This window comes from Brunnivagina elsteri CCALA 953 (assembly GCF_002289455.1).
Lineage (GTDB): Bacteria > Cyanobacteriota > Cyanobacteriia > Cyanobacteriales > Nostocaceae > Brunnivagina > Brunnivagina elsteri.
This window is the reverse complement of record NZ_NTFS01000149.1, coordinates 1-14,606: the sequence shown is the minus strand read 5'-3', so window position 1 is coordinate 14,606 and position 14,606 is coordinate 1. Positions and strand designations below refer to the sequence as shown.

Annotated in this window: 17 protein-coding genes and 1 pseudogene; 10 read left to right on the top strand and 8 right to left on the bottom strand. The window is 36.3% G+C overall.

Annotated elements, in window-relative coordinates; translation table 11 throughout:
• Nucleotides 1-129: 129 nt before the first annotated feature.
• A complete protein-coding gene (locus CK510_RS14490) occupies nt 130-867 on the top strand; it encodes an HAD family hydrolase (RefSeq protein ID WP_095722375.1) in 738 nt (245 codons plus the stop codon).
• A gap of 317 nt (nt 868-1,184) precedes the next feature.
• On the opposite strand, the gene CK510_RS14485 is transcribed toward CK510_RS14490, so the two are convergent.
• Nucleotides 1,185-2,051, bottom strand: coding sequence for a class I SAM-dependent methyltransferase (locus CK510_RS14485; protein ID WP_095722374.1), 867 nt, complete (start codon nt 2,049-2,051; stop codon nt 1,185-1,187).
• A gap of 130 nt (nt 2,052-2,181) precedes the next feature.
• Here CK510_RS14485 and CK510_RS14480 point away from each other — a divergent pair, with 130 nt between their 5' ends.
• On the top strand, nt 2,182-2,496 hold the full coding sequence (locus tag CK510_RS14480) for a LiaF transmembrane domain-containing protein (RefSeq protein ID WP_095722373.1): 315 nt from the start codon (nt 2,182-2,184) through the stop codon (nt 2,494-2,496).
• 105 nt (nt 2,497-2,601) lie between these two features.
• Here CK510_RS14480 and hemN read toward each other — a convergent pair whose 3' ends face one another.
• Nucleotides 2,602-3,984 (bottom strand): oxygen-independent coproporphyrinogen III oxidase, encoded by a 1,383-nt coding sequence (hemN, locus tag CK510_RS14475; RefSeq protein WP_095722372.1) that lies wholly within the window; start codon nt 3,982-3,984, stop codon nt 2,602-2,604.
• A gap of 152 nt (nt 3,985-4,136) precedes the next feature.
• A complete protein-coding gene (locus CK510_RS14470) occupies nt 4,137-4,853 on the bottom strand; it encodes a biliverdin-producing heme oxygenase (RefSeq protein WP_095722371.1) in 717 nt (238 codons plus the stop codon).
• 433 nt (nt 4,854-5,286) lie between these two features.
• On the opposite strand from CK510_RS14470, the gene acsF reads away from it, so the two are divergent.
• The 3 genes from acsF (at nt 5,287) to CK510_RS14455 (ending at nt 7,905) form a co-directional block, all read left to right on the top strand.
• On the top strand, nt 5,287-6,369 hold the full coding sequence (gene acsF, locus CK510_RS14465) for a magnesium-protoporphyrin IX monomethyl ester (oxidative) cyclase (RefSeq protein ID WP_095722370.1): 1,083 nt from the start codon (nt 5,287-5,289) through the stop codon (nt 6,367-6,369).
• 81 nt (nt 6,370-6,450) lie between these two features.
• On the top strand, nt 6,451-7,308 hold the full coding sequence (locus CK510_RS14460; protein WP_095722369.1) for a DUF72 domain-containing protein: 858 nt from the start codon (nt 6,451-6,453) through the stop codon (nt 7,306-7,308).
• A 195-nt stretch (nt 7,309-7,503) separates the two neighbouring features.
• A complete protein-coding gene (locus tag CK510_RS14455) occupies nt 7,504-7,905 on the top strand; it encodes a hypothetical protein (protein ID WP_095722368.1) in 402 nt (133 codons plus the stop codon).
• Nucleotides 7,906-8,089: 184 nt separating this feature from the next.
• Here CK510_RS14455 and CK510_RS33450 read toward each other — a convergent pair whose 3' ends face one another.
• The 3 genes from CK510_RS33450 to CK510_RS14440 all read right to left on the bottom strand — a co-directional run bounded on the left by CK510_RS33450 (nt 8,090) and on the right by CK510_RS14440 (nt 9,763).
• On the bottom strand, nt 8,090-8,899 hold the full coding sequence (locus tag CK510_RS33450; RefSeq protein ID WP_095722367.1) for a sensor histidine kinase: 810 nt from the start codon (nt 8,897-8,899) through the stop codon (nt 8,090-8,092).
• Nucleotides 8,900-8,971: 72 nt separating this feature from the next.
• Nucleotides 8,972-9,421 carry a response regulator gene (locus CK510_RS33445; protein WP_095722366.1) on the bottom strand — a complete coding sequence of 150 codons (450 nt, stop codon included), beginning with the start codon at nt 9,419-9,421 and terminating at the stop codon, nt 8,972-8,974.
• Between the two features lie 42 nt (nt 9,422-9,463).
• On the bottom strand, nt 9,464-9,763 hold the full coding sequence (locus CK510_RS14440) for a hypothetical protein (protein WP_095722365.1): 300 nt from the start codon (nt 9,761-9,763) through the stop codon (nt 9,464-9,466).
• Nucleotides 9,764-9,845: 82 nt separating this feature from the next.
• On the opposite strand from CK510_RS14440, the gene CK510_RS14435 reads away from it, so the two are divergent.
• Complete coding sequence (locus CK510_RS14435) at nt 9,846-10,097, top strand: sensor histidine kinase (protein ID WP_245912152.1); 252 nt, start codon at nt 9,846-9,848, stop codon at nt 10,095-10,097.
• Nucleotides 10,098-10,230: 133 nt separating this feature from the next.
• On the opposite strand, the pseudogene CK510_RS14430 reads toward CK510_RS14435, so the two are convergent.
• Nucleotides 10,231-10,440 (bottom strand): annotated as a pseudogene (locus CK510_RS14430) (FGGY family carbohydrate kinase); the annotation flags it as partial.
• A 108-nt stretch (nt 10,441-10,548) separates the two neighbouring features.
• Here CK510_RS14430 and CK510_RS14425 point away from each other — a divergent pair.
• From CK510_RS14425 to CK510_RS14415, 4 genes are all read left to right on the top strand, one after another.
• Nucleotides 10,549-12,015 carry a polysaccharide deacetylase family protein gene (locus CK510_RS14425; protein ID WP_245912151.1) on the top strand — a complete coding sequence of 489 codons (1,467 nt, stop codon included), beginning with the start codon at nt 10,549-10,551 and terminating at the stop codon, nt 12,013-12,015.
• 203 nt (nt 12,016-12,218) lie between these two features.
• Nucleotides 12,219-12,683 carry a Uma2 family endonuclease gene (locus CK510_RS14420; RefSeq protein ID WP_245912150.1) on the top strand — a complete coding sequence of 155 codons (465 nt, stop codon included), beginning with the start codon at nt 12,219-12,221 and terminating at the stop codon, nt 12,681-12,683.
• Nucleotides 12,684-12,821 carry a hypothetical protein gene (locus CK510_RS33440; protein WP_245912149.1) on the top strand — a complete coding sequence of 46 codons (138 nt, stop codon included), beginning with the start codon at nt 12,684-12,686 and terminating at the stop codon, nt 12,819-12,821.
• Nucleotides 12,822-12,925: 104 nt separating this feature from the next.
• Entirely contained in the window at nt 12,926-13,105 is a 180-nt protein-coding gene (locus CK510_RS14415; protein ID WP_095722362.1) for a hypothetical protein, read from the top strand.
• A gap of 51 nt (nt 13,106-13,156) precedes the next feature.
• On the opposite strand, the gene CK510_RS14410 is transcribed toward CK510_RS14415, so the two are convergent.
• A protein-coding gene (locus CK510_RS14410; RefSeq protein WP_373695805.1) for an IS5 family transposase occupies nt 13,157-14,606 on the bottom strand; the annotation gives its coding sequence in 2 pieces (ribosomal slippage) (nt 13,157-14,230 and nt 14,233-14,606; 1,448 coding nt annotated over the 2 pieces). This gene is flagged as partial in the annotation.

Here is a 14,606-nt window from a genome sequence, read left to right as displayed (position 1 = left end):
GTGGAAGGAAGTTGCGCTGTAAGAAAATGAGAGAGCACGGTTTTATAGGCTTTTCAGCGCAACTTCCTTAGAAGACGTTCCGATGGAACGTCTTTAATTTGACAATATTTGGATTTTGAGGAGAATTCCGTGGTTAATATCAAATGTGGAAATAAAGTTTTTAGAAATATTCAAGCAATTTTGTTTGATAAGAATGGCACATTAGAAGACTCGGAGACATTTTTGCGATCGCACGCTCAACGTAGTGCCAGAATTGTAGACGCGCAGGTTCCGGGTATTGGTGAATCTTTGTTGATGTCTTATGGTGTAAATAGCGAACATCTCGATCCTGCGGGTTTGATGTCGGTTGCAAGTCGTTATGATACTGAAGTTGCTACTGCTGCCTATATTGCGGAAACTGGAAAAAGTTGGTTTGAGTCGTTGCAAATTGCTCGTAAGGCTTTGGATGAAGCGGAGAATTATTTGGGGGAAACGGCTTCACCTATGTTTGCTGGTAGTTGGGAGTTATTAAAAAGTCTGTCGGAAATTGGTTTGAAGTTGGGTATTCTTTCAGCAGCACCTAGTGATGAAGTGGAGAATTTTGTCAAGGTACATCAATTAGGTAGTTACCTGGAATTGGAGATGGGAGTCGATGGGCAGATAGGTAAACCCAATCCTAAGTTCTTTTTACAAGCTTGTGAAAGGTTGGGGGTTGAAGCGAGTGTCACTTTGATGGTGGGAGATTCGGTTGGGGATATGATAATGGGAAAAAATGCTGGTGCTGCGGGTTGTATTGGGATTAGTTGGGTTGGGAAGTTTGAGAATGTGCGTGGTGCTGATGTGTTTATTAAGAGACTGGATGAGATTGAGTTGGTGTCTTCGCAGTAGAATTATTAGCTATATACTAAGAATACTTAAAGTTAGGCTTTTAAACGCAGAGTTACGCAGAGGGAAGCGCAGTGTTAGGCGGAGATTGTACCATAAATCTATACAATTTTATGTTGGGGTCAATGCAATACTGCTCGGTTAAGCATTAATTCAGAAACCCGGTTTCTTGCGAATCCCTTTGTAATAAGGTTTTGAATCAAATAGAAACCGGGTTTCTCTCGTTAGCGAAACCTTATCCGAGCAGTATTTGGGGGTCAATGTCCAGTTGTTAGCCATTTTCAATATAACTGAACTGTATTGATTTATATCTAGATTTTCTAGAGTTTTTTCGCAATTTGAAAAGCCGATAGTAAAGAAAAATTGATATTCTCTCCAAAGTTATTCTCAATCCTTTCTCTCAATTCTGTAAAGAGAGAATCTTTATTTTGTGAATCTAATCCTATGTATTGTGAAAGACTACTTAAAAGCATCAAATAATCATCTGTGCTATAAGTGGTTTGCCAAGAGATTTGTTCGTAAATTAAATCTTTAAATTTACCTGAATCAATTATTTCTTGTCCGAAGTGAATAATTCCATGTCCTATTCCTTTAACTTTTTCATCTTCTAATCTCTTATCTTCATATTCTGCTAATGAGGGAGTATAAGTCAGATAAATATCTCTTAGGTGTTGATAGAGTTCATATTCAGGCTGAAAAACTACATTCCATAAAAGTATCAAATAAGCATTTTCTTTTAATAATTCAGCTATTTTTTGATAGCGATTTTCTGCGGGAACCCAATGAATTGAAGTCGCTGCTAAAACTGCATCAAATCCCTCAGGTTCTAACTCCCATTCTTCAAATGAAGTATTGATAATTTCTACATTTGGATATGCAGCACAATTTTGTCTGGCTAGCTGACAAAATTCTAGATTTGGTTCGATACATACTATTGTAAAGCCTAATTGCGCGAATGCTACTGTGGCAATTCCTGGACCACAACCAATTTCTAAAATTTTGCCATTGGGGGGAAGTTGAGTGAGTTCAATCACACGGTTAATCAGTTGTTGCGGATAGCGTGGTCTAGTTTTGTTGTAAGCTTCTGCTGCGTTTGAATACCAAACTTTTTTTTGTTCTAAGTCTTTTGATTGTATCGATTTAAAAAATGCAGCAACAAAATCGTTACTCAAGTTTTCTTGATTCATAAAATAATTAATTAACTAAAATTTCCTGGTTTATAAAGAAAATATATTTTTTTTGCTAGGGAATAGCCTTTTAAATATACATTAATTTATACTAGTTATACTTATTACATACTTTTAATAAGATAATTCTATGTGGTTATTGAACAGATTACTAGGTTTTGGGCTATTGCTGAGTGGAATCGGGGTACTAGCACAGAGGCTTTATGTCACTACTAGAGGCTGGACAATTGAAGCTCCGACGACAATTTTATGTGTTATTGGTATCGTAATCTGGGTTTATGCTGGTGAATTTAAAAAATTTGGATTAGTTCCTATTGTTATCGGCATTTTGATTCCCTTCATGAAGGCAGGTATTGCGATCGCATCGACAACACTGCTGACGTTTATTTTGTGTTTTTTGGCTATTACCTATGGGTTTAGAATGATTACACGTGGAAGTTTCTAGGTTATTTTAGCAGATTGGATTAACAGATAGATGGAGAATCCAAAAATTTTACTCCCATAGAGAATATGGGAGCGATAAATAAGTGAGGATTGCTATATATCGCAATTAAATTGCCCGTGAGAGTTTTCTTTCTCGTGTAAGCTTATGTGCGTCGAAAATCACGGCAATATTACGAACTAACAATCTACCAATTTCGGTTATGGTGATGAATTGATTAGATAATTTAACCAATCCATCAGCTTCTAATAATTTTAATTCTTGCATTTCTAGAGCAAAATACTGATTAAAATCTATTAGATATTTTTGCTCAATTTCTTGTTTATCTACCCTTGTACTGGACATAATTCCCATGACGACATCACGACGCAAAATATCTTCTTGATTCAATTTATAACCTTTATAGGTTGGTAATATTTCTGCATCAATTGCTTGATAATAGTCTTTTAATTGTTTATGGTTTTGAGCATATACGTCATGTAGCATACTCACAGATGTTACCCCAAAACCGAGTAATTCAGATTGTCCGTGGGTTGTATATCCCTGGAAATTTCGCTGTAGAGAACCTTCATTTTGTGCTGTTGCTAATTCATCTTCAGGTTTAGCAAAATGGTCCATACCAATAAATAAATATTTGCTTTTTGTTAATTCTTCAATGGTCATCTGAAGAATTTCTAGCTTTTCTTGTGGTGGTGTTAGTGCATCTTCATCAATATTCTTTTGTACTGCTTTTACCCAAGGAATATAAGCAAAATTGAAGACTGCGATTCTATCGGGGTCTAATTCAATTGTTTTTTGAATTGTGCGTTGGAAGCTTTTTAAAGTCTGGTGAGGTAAACCATAAATTAGGTCAACATTTATACTTTCAAATCCGGCTTCCTTCATCCAACTCATGACATCAAATAGCATTTCATCCGGTTGAACTCGATTTATTGCTAATTGTACTTTGGGGTCAAAATCCTGAAGTCCAAAGCTAATTCGATTAAAACCAAGTTCCCGAAGAAAAAATAGATAATCTCTGTCGATATAACGGGGATTTACCTCGATAGAAACTTCTGCATTGGGGTGAATTGTGAAATTACTCGTGATGTTTTTCCAAATTTTTTCAATTTGTTCTGTATTCAAATAATTGGGTGTTCCACCACCCCAATGTATTTGGACAACAGGACGTTCTGAAGAGATTAATTTTGCTGTTTGTTGAATTTCTCGTCCTAAATATTCAACGTAGGGAATGGCAATATTTTTATTACCAGAAACAATTATATTACAGCCACAATAATAGCAAGCACTTTGACAAAAGGGTATGTGGAAGTACAGCGAAAGTGGTGTTTTGCGATGGTTTGAGAGTGCGATCGCATCTCTAAATTCTTCTTGGTTAAAGCTTTCTATTAACTCTGTTGCAGGTGGGTAACTTGTATAGCGTGGTGTTGGTGTATCATACTTTTTGATTAATTCTAAATCGAACTTCACACCAGGTAATTGAAAAACCATTTATTTTTGTTCCAGTTTGATGAGACGGGGAAAGGGAGAAAATTCTTGATTCTGAACTGGTACAGACGACTCGGTGGGTTGTCTCTAATCCCTATATGGATAATATCCCTATATGGATAATATGGATAGACATCCCACCGGGATGTCTCTACTTATTTTGCGGATGCGACTTCGGTACTACCAGGATTGTGCGATCGCACTAAGGAATTGTATAGAACTTGTCCGATTGCTTGAATTAATGTACCTTCTAAATCTTGTGCTGCTAACAAATTTAAATGAAATGCATGATTTGCTTCTGCAACAATTTTATCTGCTGTGACATCATCTATTACTAATGCATTCAATGCTTGTCTATATTTGTCTTTAAATGCATTTTTGTCGGGGATTTGGTCAAAGTTATAAAATGAAGTTCCTTGATAACCTTCTAGTTTTAAAGCACTTTGAGCAATCTTTTGAAACATCTGTCCCCCAGACAAGTCTCCCATGTAACGGGTATAGGTATGTCCTAATAACAGTACGGGTTCTTTTGCCGCAATTTCGCGAATTCGATTCACGTAATTTTGAGTCGCATTAGTGGGGGAAATTTGCGCTTTCCAATCTTTTCCGTAATAAAATTCTAGGTCTTTTTCTAAATTAGCTGTGCGGTTTAATTCGGGAAAATAAAGCGGTTCAATTACAGGATGTTGACGATACTTTTCCATCGCTGCTTCAAGTTCGCTATAAACACAATACAAATTACCCAAAAATTTCGCAAAGCAGCTTCTATCGACAACTCCTTTGAGAAAACATTTGGTAAAACCTGCATTTTCCGCAGATGTATGTGCTTTTTGAGTCCCAGCACGAAGCTTAATAGCGAGATTGCTACTCATTTTAATTCCTTTATATTCAAATTTAGGAGCAATTAAGTAGTCACTTTCCTCACGATGACTACTTATTTATCGCTTTTTTCACGCACAAAAAAAGAGTGGAGAGAATGAGATAGTCTGTATTGCAACCCAAACGCTTACAGACTCCAGCCATGCTTATTTCTACCAAAAATCTCCAAAGATTGCTAGCCATATATCTACATAGTTATACATAATTATTTACATTTTTCGAGGATAATAAGCTTCAAATGCCTGCTGTTAATGCTTTTTGGCTGATAAGTAATCGGAATATTTGGGGATATTTTTTTTAAAATAATTTTCAATTTTCTGGAAATAATGATAGTTATAGATAAATATCTATGGTTAGATAGCAAAAGACAGGGTGTGAGACATACAATTTTTGACCACTTAGTAAACGTGATATAAAGGGTTTTGTATGGTTCAGTCAAATGCTGCGCTAAAGTCTGGTTTTCTGAAAGCTGGAGTGAAAGCACCTGTAAAGGAGACGTTACTAACACCTCGTTTTTACACGACAGACTTTGATAAAGTCGCGCAAATGGACTTATCGGAGAATGAAGAGGAATTGCGTGCCGTAGTCGCTGAGTTAAAAGCGGACTATAACCGTCACCATTTTATCAGGAATGACGAGTTTAAACAGAGTTGGGATTGCATTGACGGGCAAACACGAATTGCGTTTATTGACTTTTTGGAACGTTCCTGTACATCAGAATTTTCGGGATTTTTGCTGTTTAAGGAATTAACCCGTAAGCTGAAAAACCGTAGTTCCCTATTGTCGGAAGCGTTTGAGTATTTAGCACGTGATGAAGCACGTCATGCGGGATTTATCAACAAAGCTATGGCAGATTTTAATCTGTCACTAGACTTGGGTTATTTAACAAAAAACCGTACTTACACATTTTTTCCACCAGAATGGATTATTTATACCGTTTATTTGTCAGAGAAAATCGGATATTGGCGTTATATCATCATGTTCCGACATCTCGAACAAAGACCGGGGTATCAATATTATCCATTGTTCCGTTATTTTGAGAATTGGTGCCAAGACGAAAACCGACATGGAGATTTCTTTAAAGCACTATTGCGATCGCAGCCCCAACTTTGGGATAATTGGAAAGCGCGTTTATGGGCAAGATTTTTCTTACTATCGGTTTTTGCAACACATACGCTAACGGTACTTGAACGAGCTAACTTTTATCAATCTTTGGGAATAGATGCTAGAAATTACAATATTCAAGTTATCGAGAAAACTAATGAAACTTCTGCAAGGGCATTCCCGGTAATTCTTGATACTAAACATCCCAAGTTTATGCCACTTTTAGAACGTTGTTCTCAGATTAATTTTAGACTCAAGTTGCTGGAAATTAGATACAGTGACAAGTCAAAATTTATCAAGTTTTTTCTCAAGCTCCCTTTAATGCTGGCAGTCACATTTTATATGTTGCGACTGTTCATAATTAAACCAATTGATGCTGAGGCAATGCGAATAGAAGTACATTAATTTTTATGCATATTCCCGACATAGAAGTCGGGAATATGAGGGATAATTGGAAATAGAGTTGTTTGGATAGATTTTCGGCTCATGAAATTTTTTATTGGGTGTGCTGTTTGGTCGTATAAAGGATGGATAGGAGATTTTTATCCAAAAGGTAGTCGCAATTCTGATTTTTTAAATTTATATAGTAGACGTTTTCAGGCAGTTGAAGGGAATACAACATTTTATGCAGTTCCTAATGCCGAAACAGTCGTAAAATGGGCAAGAGAAACACCAGAATATTTTCGATTTTGTCTGAAGTTACCACGGGATATTAGCCATAATGGTAGATTAAAAGCATACATACTCAAAGCTTTAGAATTTGCCGAACAAATGCGTCCCTTGGGAACAAGATTAGCTCCCCTATTTTTACAATTACCACCTAATTATTCACCAAGATTAATCGATGATTTAGCACTTTTTTTAGAATCCTGGCAACAAACAAAATTACCTTTAGCAGTTGAAGTTAGACATAATGACTGGTTTCTAAAAGCTGAATCAAGTCAATTAAATCAGCTTTTAGAAGATTTGGGGATTGGTAGAGTTTTGTTAGATTCTCGACCTATTTATACTGGTGATAATGACCCACAATTAGAATCGGAAAGACGTAAACCTAAATTACCATTACAGTTTACTGTCACCTCAAAATTTAGTTTAATTCGGTTTATCTCCCATCCCAAATTAGAGATGAATCAGCAATTTATGGGAGAATGGGTAAAACAAATACAAGATTGGTTGCAACAAGATAAGGAAATTTACTTTTTTGTTCATTGCCCTGTTGAAGAATATTCTCCTCGAAATGCCCGTTATTTTTATAGAATTTTAAAAGAAAATGGTATTTCTGTTCCAGCATTACCCTGGGATGAAATCACTCCAGAACCTAATCAGTTGAGTTTATGGGAGTAAGGATTAGAAGTTATAAATCACTAATTATACCGAATTCTATTCTTGATTTACTATACCTAATGTCCTATATCGAATGTCTGATTGTGACACTTACGTAAGTTCAACACACTCATTTCGATTTCAGTAATAATGTCTAGACTGGGAAGAGGGAAGAACAATAAATTCCTGATTGAAATAACCCAGATAGGTGCAATTATGAATCAATTCCTCAAACGTACATTTTTACCTAGCTTAATAGCAACAAGCTTGTTTAGTGCTACTTTGTTACCAGCAAAACCAGCTGCCGCAGATGAGAAAATCCTCCGAGATGTGGGGATTGGTGCTGCTGCTGGTGCTGTGACTGGTGCAATTACGGGTAGAGGTTCTGTGCTAACTAATGCTGTTAACGGTGCTGCTGCTGGTGCTGCTGTGAATGGTGCAAATGGTATTAGAAGCACAAGTATAAGAGGTAGAAAAAATCGTAACGTAGTTCAAGATATTGGTGTTGGTGCTGGTGCTGGTGTTGTGTCGGGTGCTGTGACTAATCGCAGACATACTGGTAGCAATGCCATAACTGGTGCTGCTGCTGGTGCTGCTATTCACTTGTTGACGAAGTAGGAAATTGAAATTTTGGGGATGAAATTATTTTTATCCCCAAGTTCTGCGATTTTATATGATATTTGGAATAAGTGAAAATCGCGCAGAGACGCGGAGAAGAGAGGGAAGCAGATGATGTTAAGTCCCATCCCGAAGGTGGCTTCCCGTGGGGTAGGGAGACGCTCCTCGCACGCTTATCCCAATTTTATGATGATGCTGGAATCTCAATCATAAATTCTGTACCTTGACCGAGAGTAGAATTACAAGTTAACTTGCCATTATGGGTTTCTTCGACAATTTGCCGTGCGATCGCAAGTCCTAATCCTGTACCTTTTCCGACTTCTTTGGTGGTAAATAGATGGTCAAAGATGTGGTTTTTGATTTCTTCTGGGATTCCCCCGGCATTGTCGTTTATGCAAATTATTATCATTTTTTCCTGAGTTAAAAACTTGGTATAAATATTTATTTCTAAGGATTTTGCTGGAATATCTGCAAATATTTGTCCTGAAATTGAGGTATCTATGGCATCTATTGCGTTGGCAATTATATTAGTAAATACTTGATTTAATTGCCCTAAAAAACAGTTTATTTTGGGTAGGTTACTGTAGTTTTTAATAATCTCAATAGCTGGACGTTTGTCGTTGGCTTTAAGACGATATTTTAAAATTAAGAGAGTGCTATCGATTCCTTCATGGAGATTACAAGGAACTTTTTCTAATGTATCGGCTCTGGAGAATGTGCGGAGACTGGCGCTGATTTCTTCAATTCTTTCTGATGCTAAATTCATAGAATTGAGTAATTTTTGTAAGTCTTCAGTGATATATTCTAAGTCAATTTCTTGGGCAATATTGGTTACTTCTGGTGCTAGTTGGGGATGGTATTTATGTAGGCAATTTATGTATGTAAATATTTCTTGGATATAGTCTTGAGCGTTATTAAGACTGCCTTTTAGGAAGGCAATCGGATTGTTGATTTCGTGTGCGACTCCTGCAACTAAGTTACCCAGGGTTGCCATTTTTTCATTTTGAATTAGTTGTAATTGGGAATTTTTGAAATTATCTAAAGCTTGGAAAAGTTCTGCGGTACGTTATTGGACTCGCTGCTCTAAAATGTCTTTGTGTTGGGATAATTCTAAATTTGCTTGCCGTAGTTTTAGATGTACGCTAATTCTTGCTAAAACTTCTTCTTGTTGGAATGGTTTGGTAATATAATCAACTGCTCCTAATGCTAATCCTTTGACTTTGTCGGTTGTATCATTGAGAGCAGTCATGAAAATAATGGGAATTTCGCAAGTTATTGGTTGGGATTTTAATTGACGACATGTTTCAAAACCGTCAATTCCTGGCATCATTACATCTAATAGAATTAAATCGGGAGGATGGTTTTTTACTGTTTCAATTCCGTGATATCCATCCATTTCTACCAAGACTTTATAACCTGTGCGATCGAGTGCTTCGTAGAGAACTTCGATATTAGTCGGATTATCATCAATAATCAGAATTGTGTGATTTTTTTGTGTTATGGCAGCAGTTAACATTTGCTTTTTCTTTCCTGTTTAAATATTCCTGAGTAATTAAGATTATTTGATTGAATCTTGGAGAAAGTTACGTACTTTCTGAATATTGAAACCTTGAGCTAATTTACCCATTTCTTGAATAAATGGTTGATACTTTTCGTCTAATTGAGCCAGTTTAGCTAATTCTTCTCGGATACCTCTAAAGTAACCAGTCTCTACATGTTCTAATAACTCTTTCATTTCGGAAATTGTCGGAATGATGATGTTTGTATCACTTGTATTTTGATTAACTATGTTTGGATGAATTATATTTTTGAGATTACTATCATCGTAGAGCAAAGTAATTTTTAAATGCTTTGCCAATGCTGCGTAAAGTTCATTAGCTTGTACAGGTTTGGTCAGGAAGTCATCATCACCAGCATCTAAACTTTTTTGTCGATCAATTGTGATTAATTCCCAGTGGATAGAAATTGCGATCGCAGATAATGGAATTGGGATGTCGGAAGATGTTCAAAAGCAGATTTTCAATCCATTTTTTACGACAAAACCTGTAGGGAAGGGAACGGGTATGGGTATGGCAATTAACTATCAAGTCATCTCTCAAAAACATGCTGGTAAATTGGAATGTGTTTCTAATCCTGGAGTCGGTACAGAATTTTCGCTGCAAATTCCTATTTGTCAAACATCATTTTATTAAAAAAAATATCAACTATCTACCCAATTTTTTGCTCTTTCAACAGCTTTTTTCCATGTAGTGAAATGAGCACTAGATTTTCCGTCTTTTGGCTCGAAAACATCATCAATTCGCCTATTTATTACCAATTCTGCATAACTAAAGCTTCGCTTATCGCAGTTTGTATTACCCAGCAAGTATCATTCCAAATTTCCTCTGGATTATGTTCTACCCATCCAGGTTGTGGGTAATATTGAGTTAGTTCCTTGTAAGCATTACCAACGATTTTACCTTCAGCATCAAATATAAACGCACGATTTCCCGTCGTTCCCAAGTCTAGTGCCAGGATATATTTAGATGTCTGCATTTTCCATTTCCCCCTCACGCTACCAATCATATTAATTTATTTTGTGACTTTGTAATATAAATGCGATCGCAGGCGAAAATGAATTGCAGACCATCTCAGGTTATATCCATGACTGCAACTATCTCCCAAGCCAATTTGCCCAATATCTGCGGATGGGAAACTGAAATTTCTCTAGTTACAAACTCTCATCAGCCAGTATTTTTAAACACAAGCAATTTAAACATTGAAAATATCAATGCTGGGTTTGCCTGCGCTCTCCACATGCACCAACCCACAATCCCCGCAGGTATAAATGGTGAACTCATAAGTAATATTCAGCACATGTTTGAACATCCCCACGATGGGGATAACCACAACGCAGGTGTTTTTGCTTGGTGCTATTCTCGCATTGGTGAATTTATCCCCGATTTGGTTTCCCAAGGTTGCAATCCGCGAATTATGCTCGATTATTCGGGTAATTTGCTTTGGGGATTGGGACAAATGCAGCGTGAAGATGTTATCAATAATCTCAAACGTGTGACTTGTGAAGTGCAATATCAACCCTATGTTGAATGGATGGGAACAATGTGGAGTCATGCTGTTGTTCCTTCCACACCAATTCCTGATATCAAGTTACATATTCAAGCTTGGCAACATCATTTCGCTTCAATTTTTGGTGAGGATGCTTTGAAACGGGTTAAGGGTTTTTCCCCTCCAGAAATGCATTTACCTAACCATCCTGATACTTTATTTGAATATGTCAAAGCTTTGAAGGAATGCGGTTATAAATGGTTGATGGTACAGGAACATTCTGTAGAGAATTTAGACGGTTCTGCTTTACCCCACGACCAAAAATATATTCCGAATAAGTTAACTGCTCGGAATTCTCAAGGTGAAATAATCTCGATTACAGTATTAATTAAAACCCAAGGTTCAGATACAAAGTTAGTTGCTCAAATGCAACCATATTTTGAAGCCAAAACTAAGAATAAACAGCAAATTGGTAATGTAAATATACCTTCGTTAGTGACGCAAATTGCCGATGGTGAAAATGGTGGGGTAATGATGAATGAATTTCCTCGCGATTTTGTGCGGATATATCAGGAAATTCGCGATTCTGGGGGAAATAATACTGGTACTGTCGCAATGAACGGTACTGAATATTTGGAATTAATTGAAGCAGCAGGTATAAATCCAGAAGATTATCCCGAAGTTCAAGCAGTGCAACAACACAAAATTTGGCAACATGTAAATTTAGATAAGGTGACACCAGAAGCGGTTAATAATGCCATCCAAGAATTAAAAGCAAATGACCATCAATTTCATATCGATGGAGCTTCCTGGACAAATGATTTAAGTTGGGTTAAAGGGTATGAAAATGTCCTGGAACCGATGAATAAATTGAGTGCAATGTTTCACGCTAAATTCGATAAGTTAGTCGAACAAGATGCATCAGTGACAAAACGTGAGGATTATCAAGAAGCATTGTTGTATAACTTTTTGGTACAAACAAGTTGTTTTCGCTATTGGGGGCAAGGTACTTGGACAGATTATGCAAGGGAATTGTATCGAAGAGGTGAGGAATTATTGAAATAAACTGTTTTAAATGTGTCAAATTGTTGTAGGGGTGGGGTATTCCCACCCTTATAACTGATAGAATTAATAAATCTATGGTGGGAATATTTTCGCTTTTGAAGGCTTCTTATTTCTACCTTTACGCATTAGTTAAAATAGTAATAGGGATTTAATCTATCGTCTCTCTATAAAGTTGAAAATCTATACCTATCATTTTTAAAATTATGGTTAATTTTTTACCAACTATTACAACTTTACCTACAGATACCTGGGTAGAAACAACCTGGGAAGATTTTACCGCATTTGCTGATGACCCAACTTGGGTGAATGCAAAGTTTTATTATGATGAAGGATGGATGAGAGTTGAAATGTCAGCATTAGGTTCCGCACATGGTCAAGATAATTCGATTATCTCCACTTTAGTTATTTTATATGCGATCGCGAAAAATATTCCGTTGAAAGAACTTACCAACACATCTTTCCGAAAACGAAAAATCCGTGAGTCACAACCTGATATAGCATTCTACATTGGAGAAAACCTGAGATTCCCCCCTCGTAATAATTCCCCTGTCAATCTTGATGAAATCGATCCACCAACATTAGTCGTAGAAATTGCTGCTTCATCCCTAGAAGATGACAGCGAAAGAAAATTAAAACTTTACCAACGTTTGGGTGTAAAAGAATACTGAGTGGTTGATGTTAATGATAGCAAAGTGATTGCGAATTGCTTATCTAAAACCGAAAATATACCCATTCGCACATCTCAAGTTTTACCTGGATTGGAAATGGATGTTGTCGAAGAAGCATTATTGCGATACCTTCGGTAAGCTTCGCTAACGCAAACTGAAGATGATGTCAGTGTTAGTCGTTGGTTAATGAGTCAATTTAATCAAATATTTTAAAGTCAAATTTTTGTCGGGAGAAATTAATTATGGCAGCTTTAACATTACAATTACCTATGGTATTAAAATTTAGCGATGAACAATTTGAACAGCTTGTAGCTGCCAATCAAGATTTAAGACTGGAATTATCATCATCAGGGGAATTAGGGTTTGCTGAAAAAGTCGTATTTAAGGCAGATCGAGAATCAATTAACAATGCTTATAAGTAGAAACAATAAATTATTATATAAGTCACATTGAATCATTATAATATTGTCTAATCACCCAAACCTGAAAATAGGGTAAATACAGTATTTCCTAAAATAAATACAAAAAAAAGTCATAATAATTCGCCGCAGCAATGCGGAAAGGTTCATGACTAGAAAAGTTATCGCAATGGCTGTTTCAGAAGTATTAGAAAGTTTGGTCATCAGTCGGTCGAGACTATATCTTCTTTTAGCCTCTCCCTTACGGGTTCGCCAGTCGCTACAACGGGGGGAACCCCCGCAACGCGCTGGCTCACCAAATTTTCCTTCAATACAATTACGGTCTCTCTCGTCTAATTTTGTCTGTCTTTTTGTTTCTTTACTGATATTCTTGGGTGGTCGTCCTAATGGTATACCACTAATTCTAATGCCTTTTTCTTTACACCATTTTCTATTGTCTTTGGTTCGATAAATCTGGTCTACATGTACAGATTCTGGATAGTACCCTGTTGCTAGTTTAAAAGCTTCTACCTGCGCTTTTAAGTCATTTGATTCATTAAAATTATCCCAACTAATTCGGTCTAAAAATACATAACCTTCATAACAACTAGCTGATAATTTAGCTCCAAATTCTACTGATGAACCAGCTTTTCCTCTAATGATTGGACGAACATGAGGTTGCGTTAAACTCACTATTCTATCGTCAACACGAGAAAGATTATTCTCATACATGAATAACTGTTGCCGATATACTTCATTTACGACTAATAGTATTTTATATTTTTGGGCACTCAGACAGGAAAGCTTGGCTCCAACGGCTAATAGCTTATCTATATGTGATAAATTTCTTTTCAGATATCGTAGTTGTTTCTTTATTGCTTTTCTTATTTGTTTTTTCGATGGTCGTCGTTTTTTCGCTACATCTAGATATTCTTTTCTAGCTGTATTTCTATAAGTTCTAGGTTTTTTATTTTCGTTGTCATCCAATTCTTCATACAGAATATCTATTATTTCTTCTGTTTGCTCTCTCGCTTCATTCAATAATCCTAAATCTGTCGGATATTTAATATCTGCTGGTATACAGGTTGCATCTAATTTTAATTTACCTTGATTTATTTCTTCATTTATTTCTTCTTCTCCTTCACTGTTAATAACTTTTTTTCATTTACTTCTTCACTTTCTGACTCTCGACTATTTTTGACCAGACTTCGATTCATTCTATTAACTAATTCAATATCTATTCTTTGTCTAAAATGAACTAGCATCGATGCTTCAAATGGTGCTTCATTACTATACTTATTTAACCCGATAAAGTACTGCAAATAAGGATTTTCTCTTATTTGTTCTACTGTCTCTCTATCACTTAATCCCAATCTCTCTTTGATTATTAAAGCTCCGATAGCTGTCCGAAAAGATTTTGCTGGTGCCCCCATTTCAATCGTAAATTGTTGAGCATATTCATCTTCAAATTCTGACCAAGGAATTAAATTAGCCATCATGACCCATCTATTATCCTCTGCCAATT

Excerpts from the sequence above, each read along its gene's own strand:
- CK510_RS14485 (WP_095722374.1), bottom strand. The coding sequence starts at position 2,051 with ATGAATCAAGAAAACTTGAGTAACGATTTTGTTGCTGCATTTTTTAAA.
- CK510_RS14480 (WP_095722373.1), top strand. The coding sequence starts at position 2,182 with ATGTGGTTATTGAACAGATTACTAGGTTTTGGGCTATTGCTGAGTGGA.
- hemN (WP_095722372.1), bottom strand. The coding sequence starts at position 3,984 with ATGGTTTTTCAATTACCTGGTGTGAAGTTCGATTTAGAATTAATCAAA.
- CK510_RS14470 (WP_095722371.1), bottom strand. The coding sequence starts at position 4,853 with ATGAGTAGCAATCTCGCTATTAAGCTTCGTGCTGGGACTCAAAAAGCA.
- acsF (WP_095722370.1), top strand. The coding sequence starts at position 5,287 with ATGGTTCAGTCAAATGCTGCGCTAAAGTCTGGTTTTCTGAAAGCTGGA.
- CK510_RS14460 (WP_095722369.1), top strand. The coding sequence starts at position 6,451 with ATGAAATTTTTTATTGGGTGTGCTGTTTGGTCGTATAAAGGATGGATA.
- CK510_RS14455 (WP_095722368.1), top strand. The coding sequence starts at position 7,504 with ATGAATCAATTCCTCAAACGTACATTTTTACCTAGCTTAATAGCAACA.
- CK510_RS33450 (WP_095722367.1), bottom strand. The coding sequence starts at position 8,899 with ATGGCAACCCTGGGTAACTTAGTTGCAGGAGTCGCACACGAAATCAAC.
- CK510_RS33445 (WP_095722366.1), bottom strand. The coding sequence starts at position 9,421 with ATGTTAACTGCTGCCATAACACAAAAAAATCACACAATTCTGATTATT.
- CK510_RS14425 (WP_245912151.1), top strand. The coding sequence starts at position 10,549 with ATGACTGCAACTATCTCCCAAGCCAATTTGCCCAATATCTGCGGATGG.
- CK510_RS14420 (WP_245912150.1), top strand. The coding sequence starts at position 12,219 with ATGGTTAATTTTTTACCAACTATTACAACTTTACCTACAGATACCTGG.
- CK510_RS14415 (WP_095722362.1), top strand. The coding sequence starts at position 12,926 with ATGGCAGCTTTAACATTACAATTACCTATGGTATTAAAATTTAGCGAT.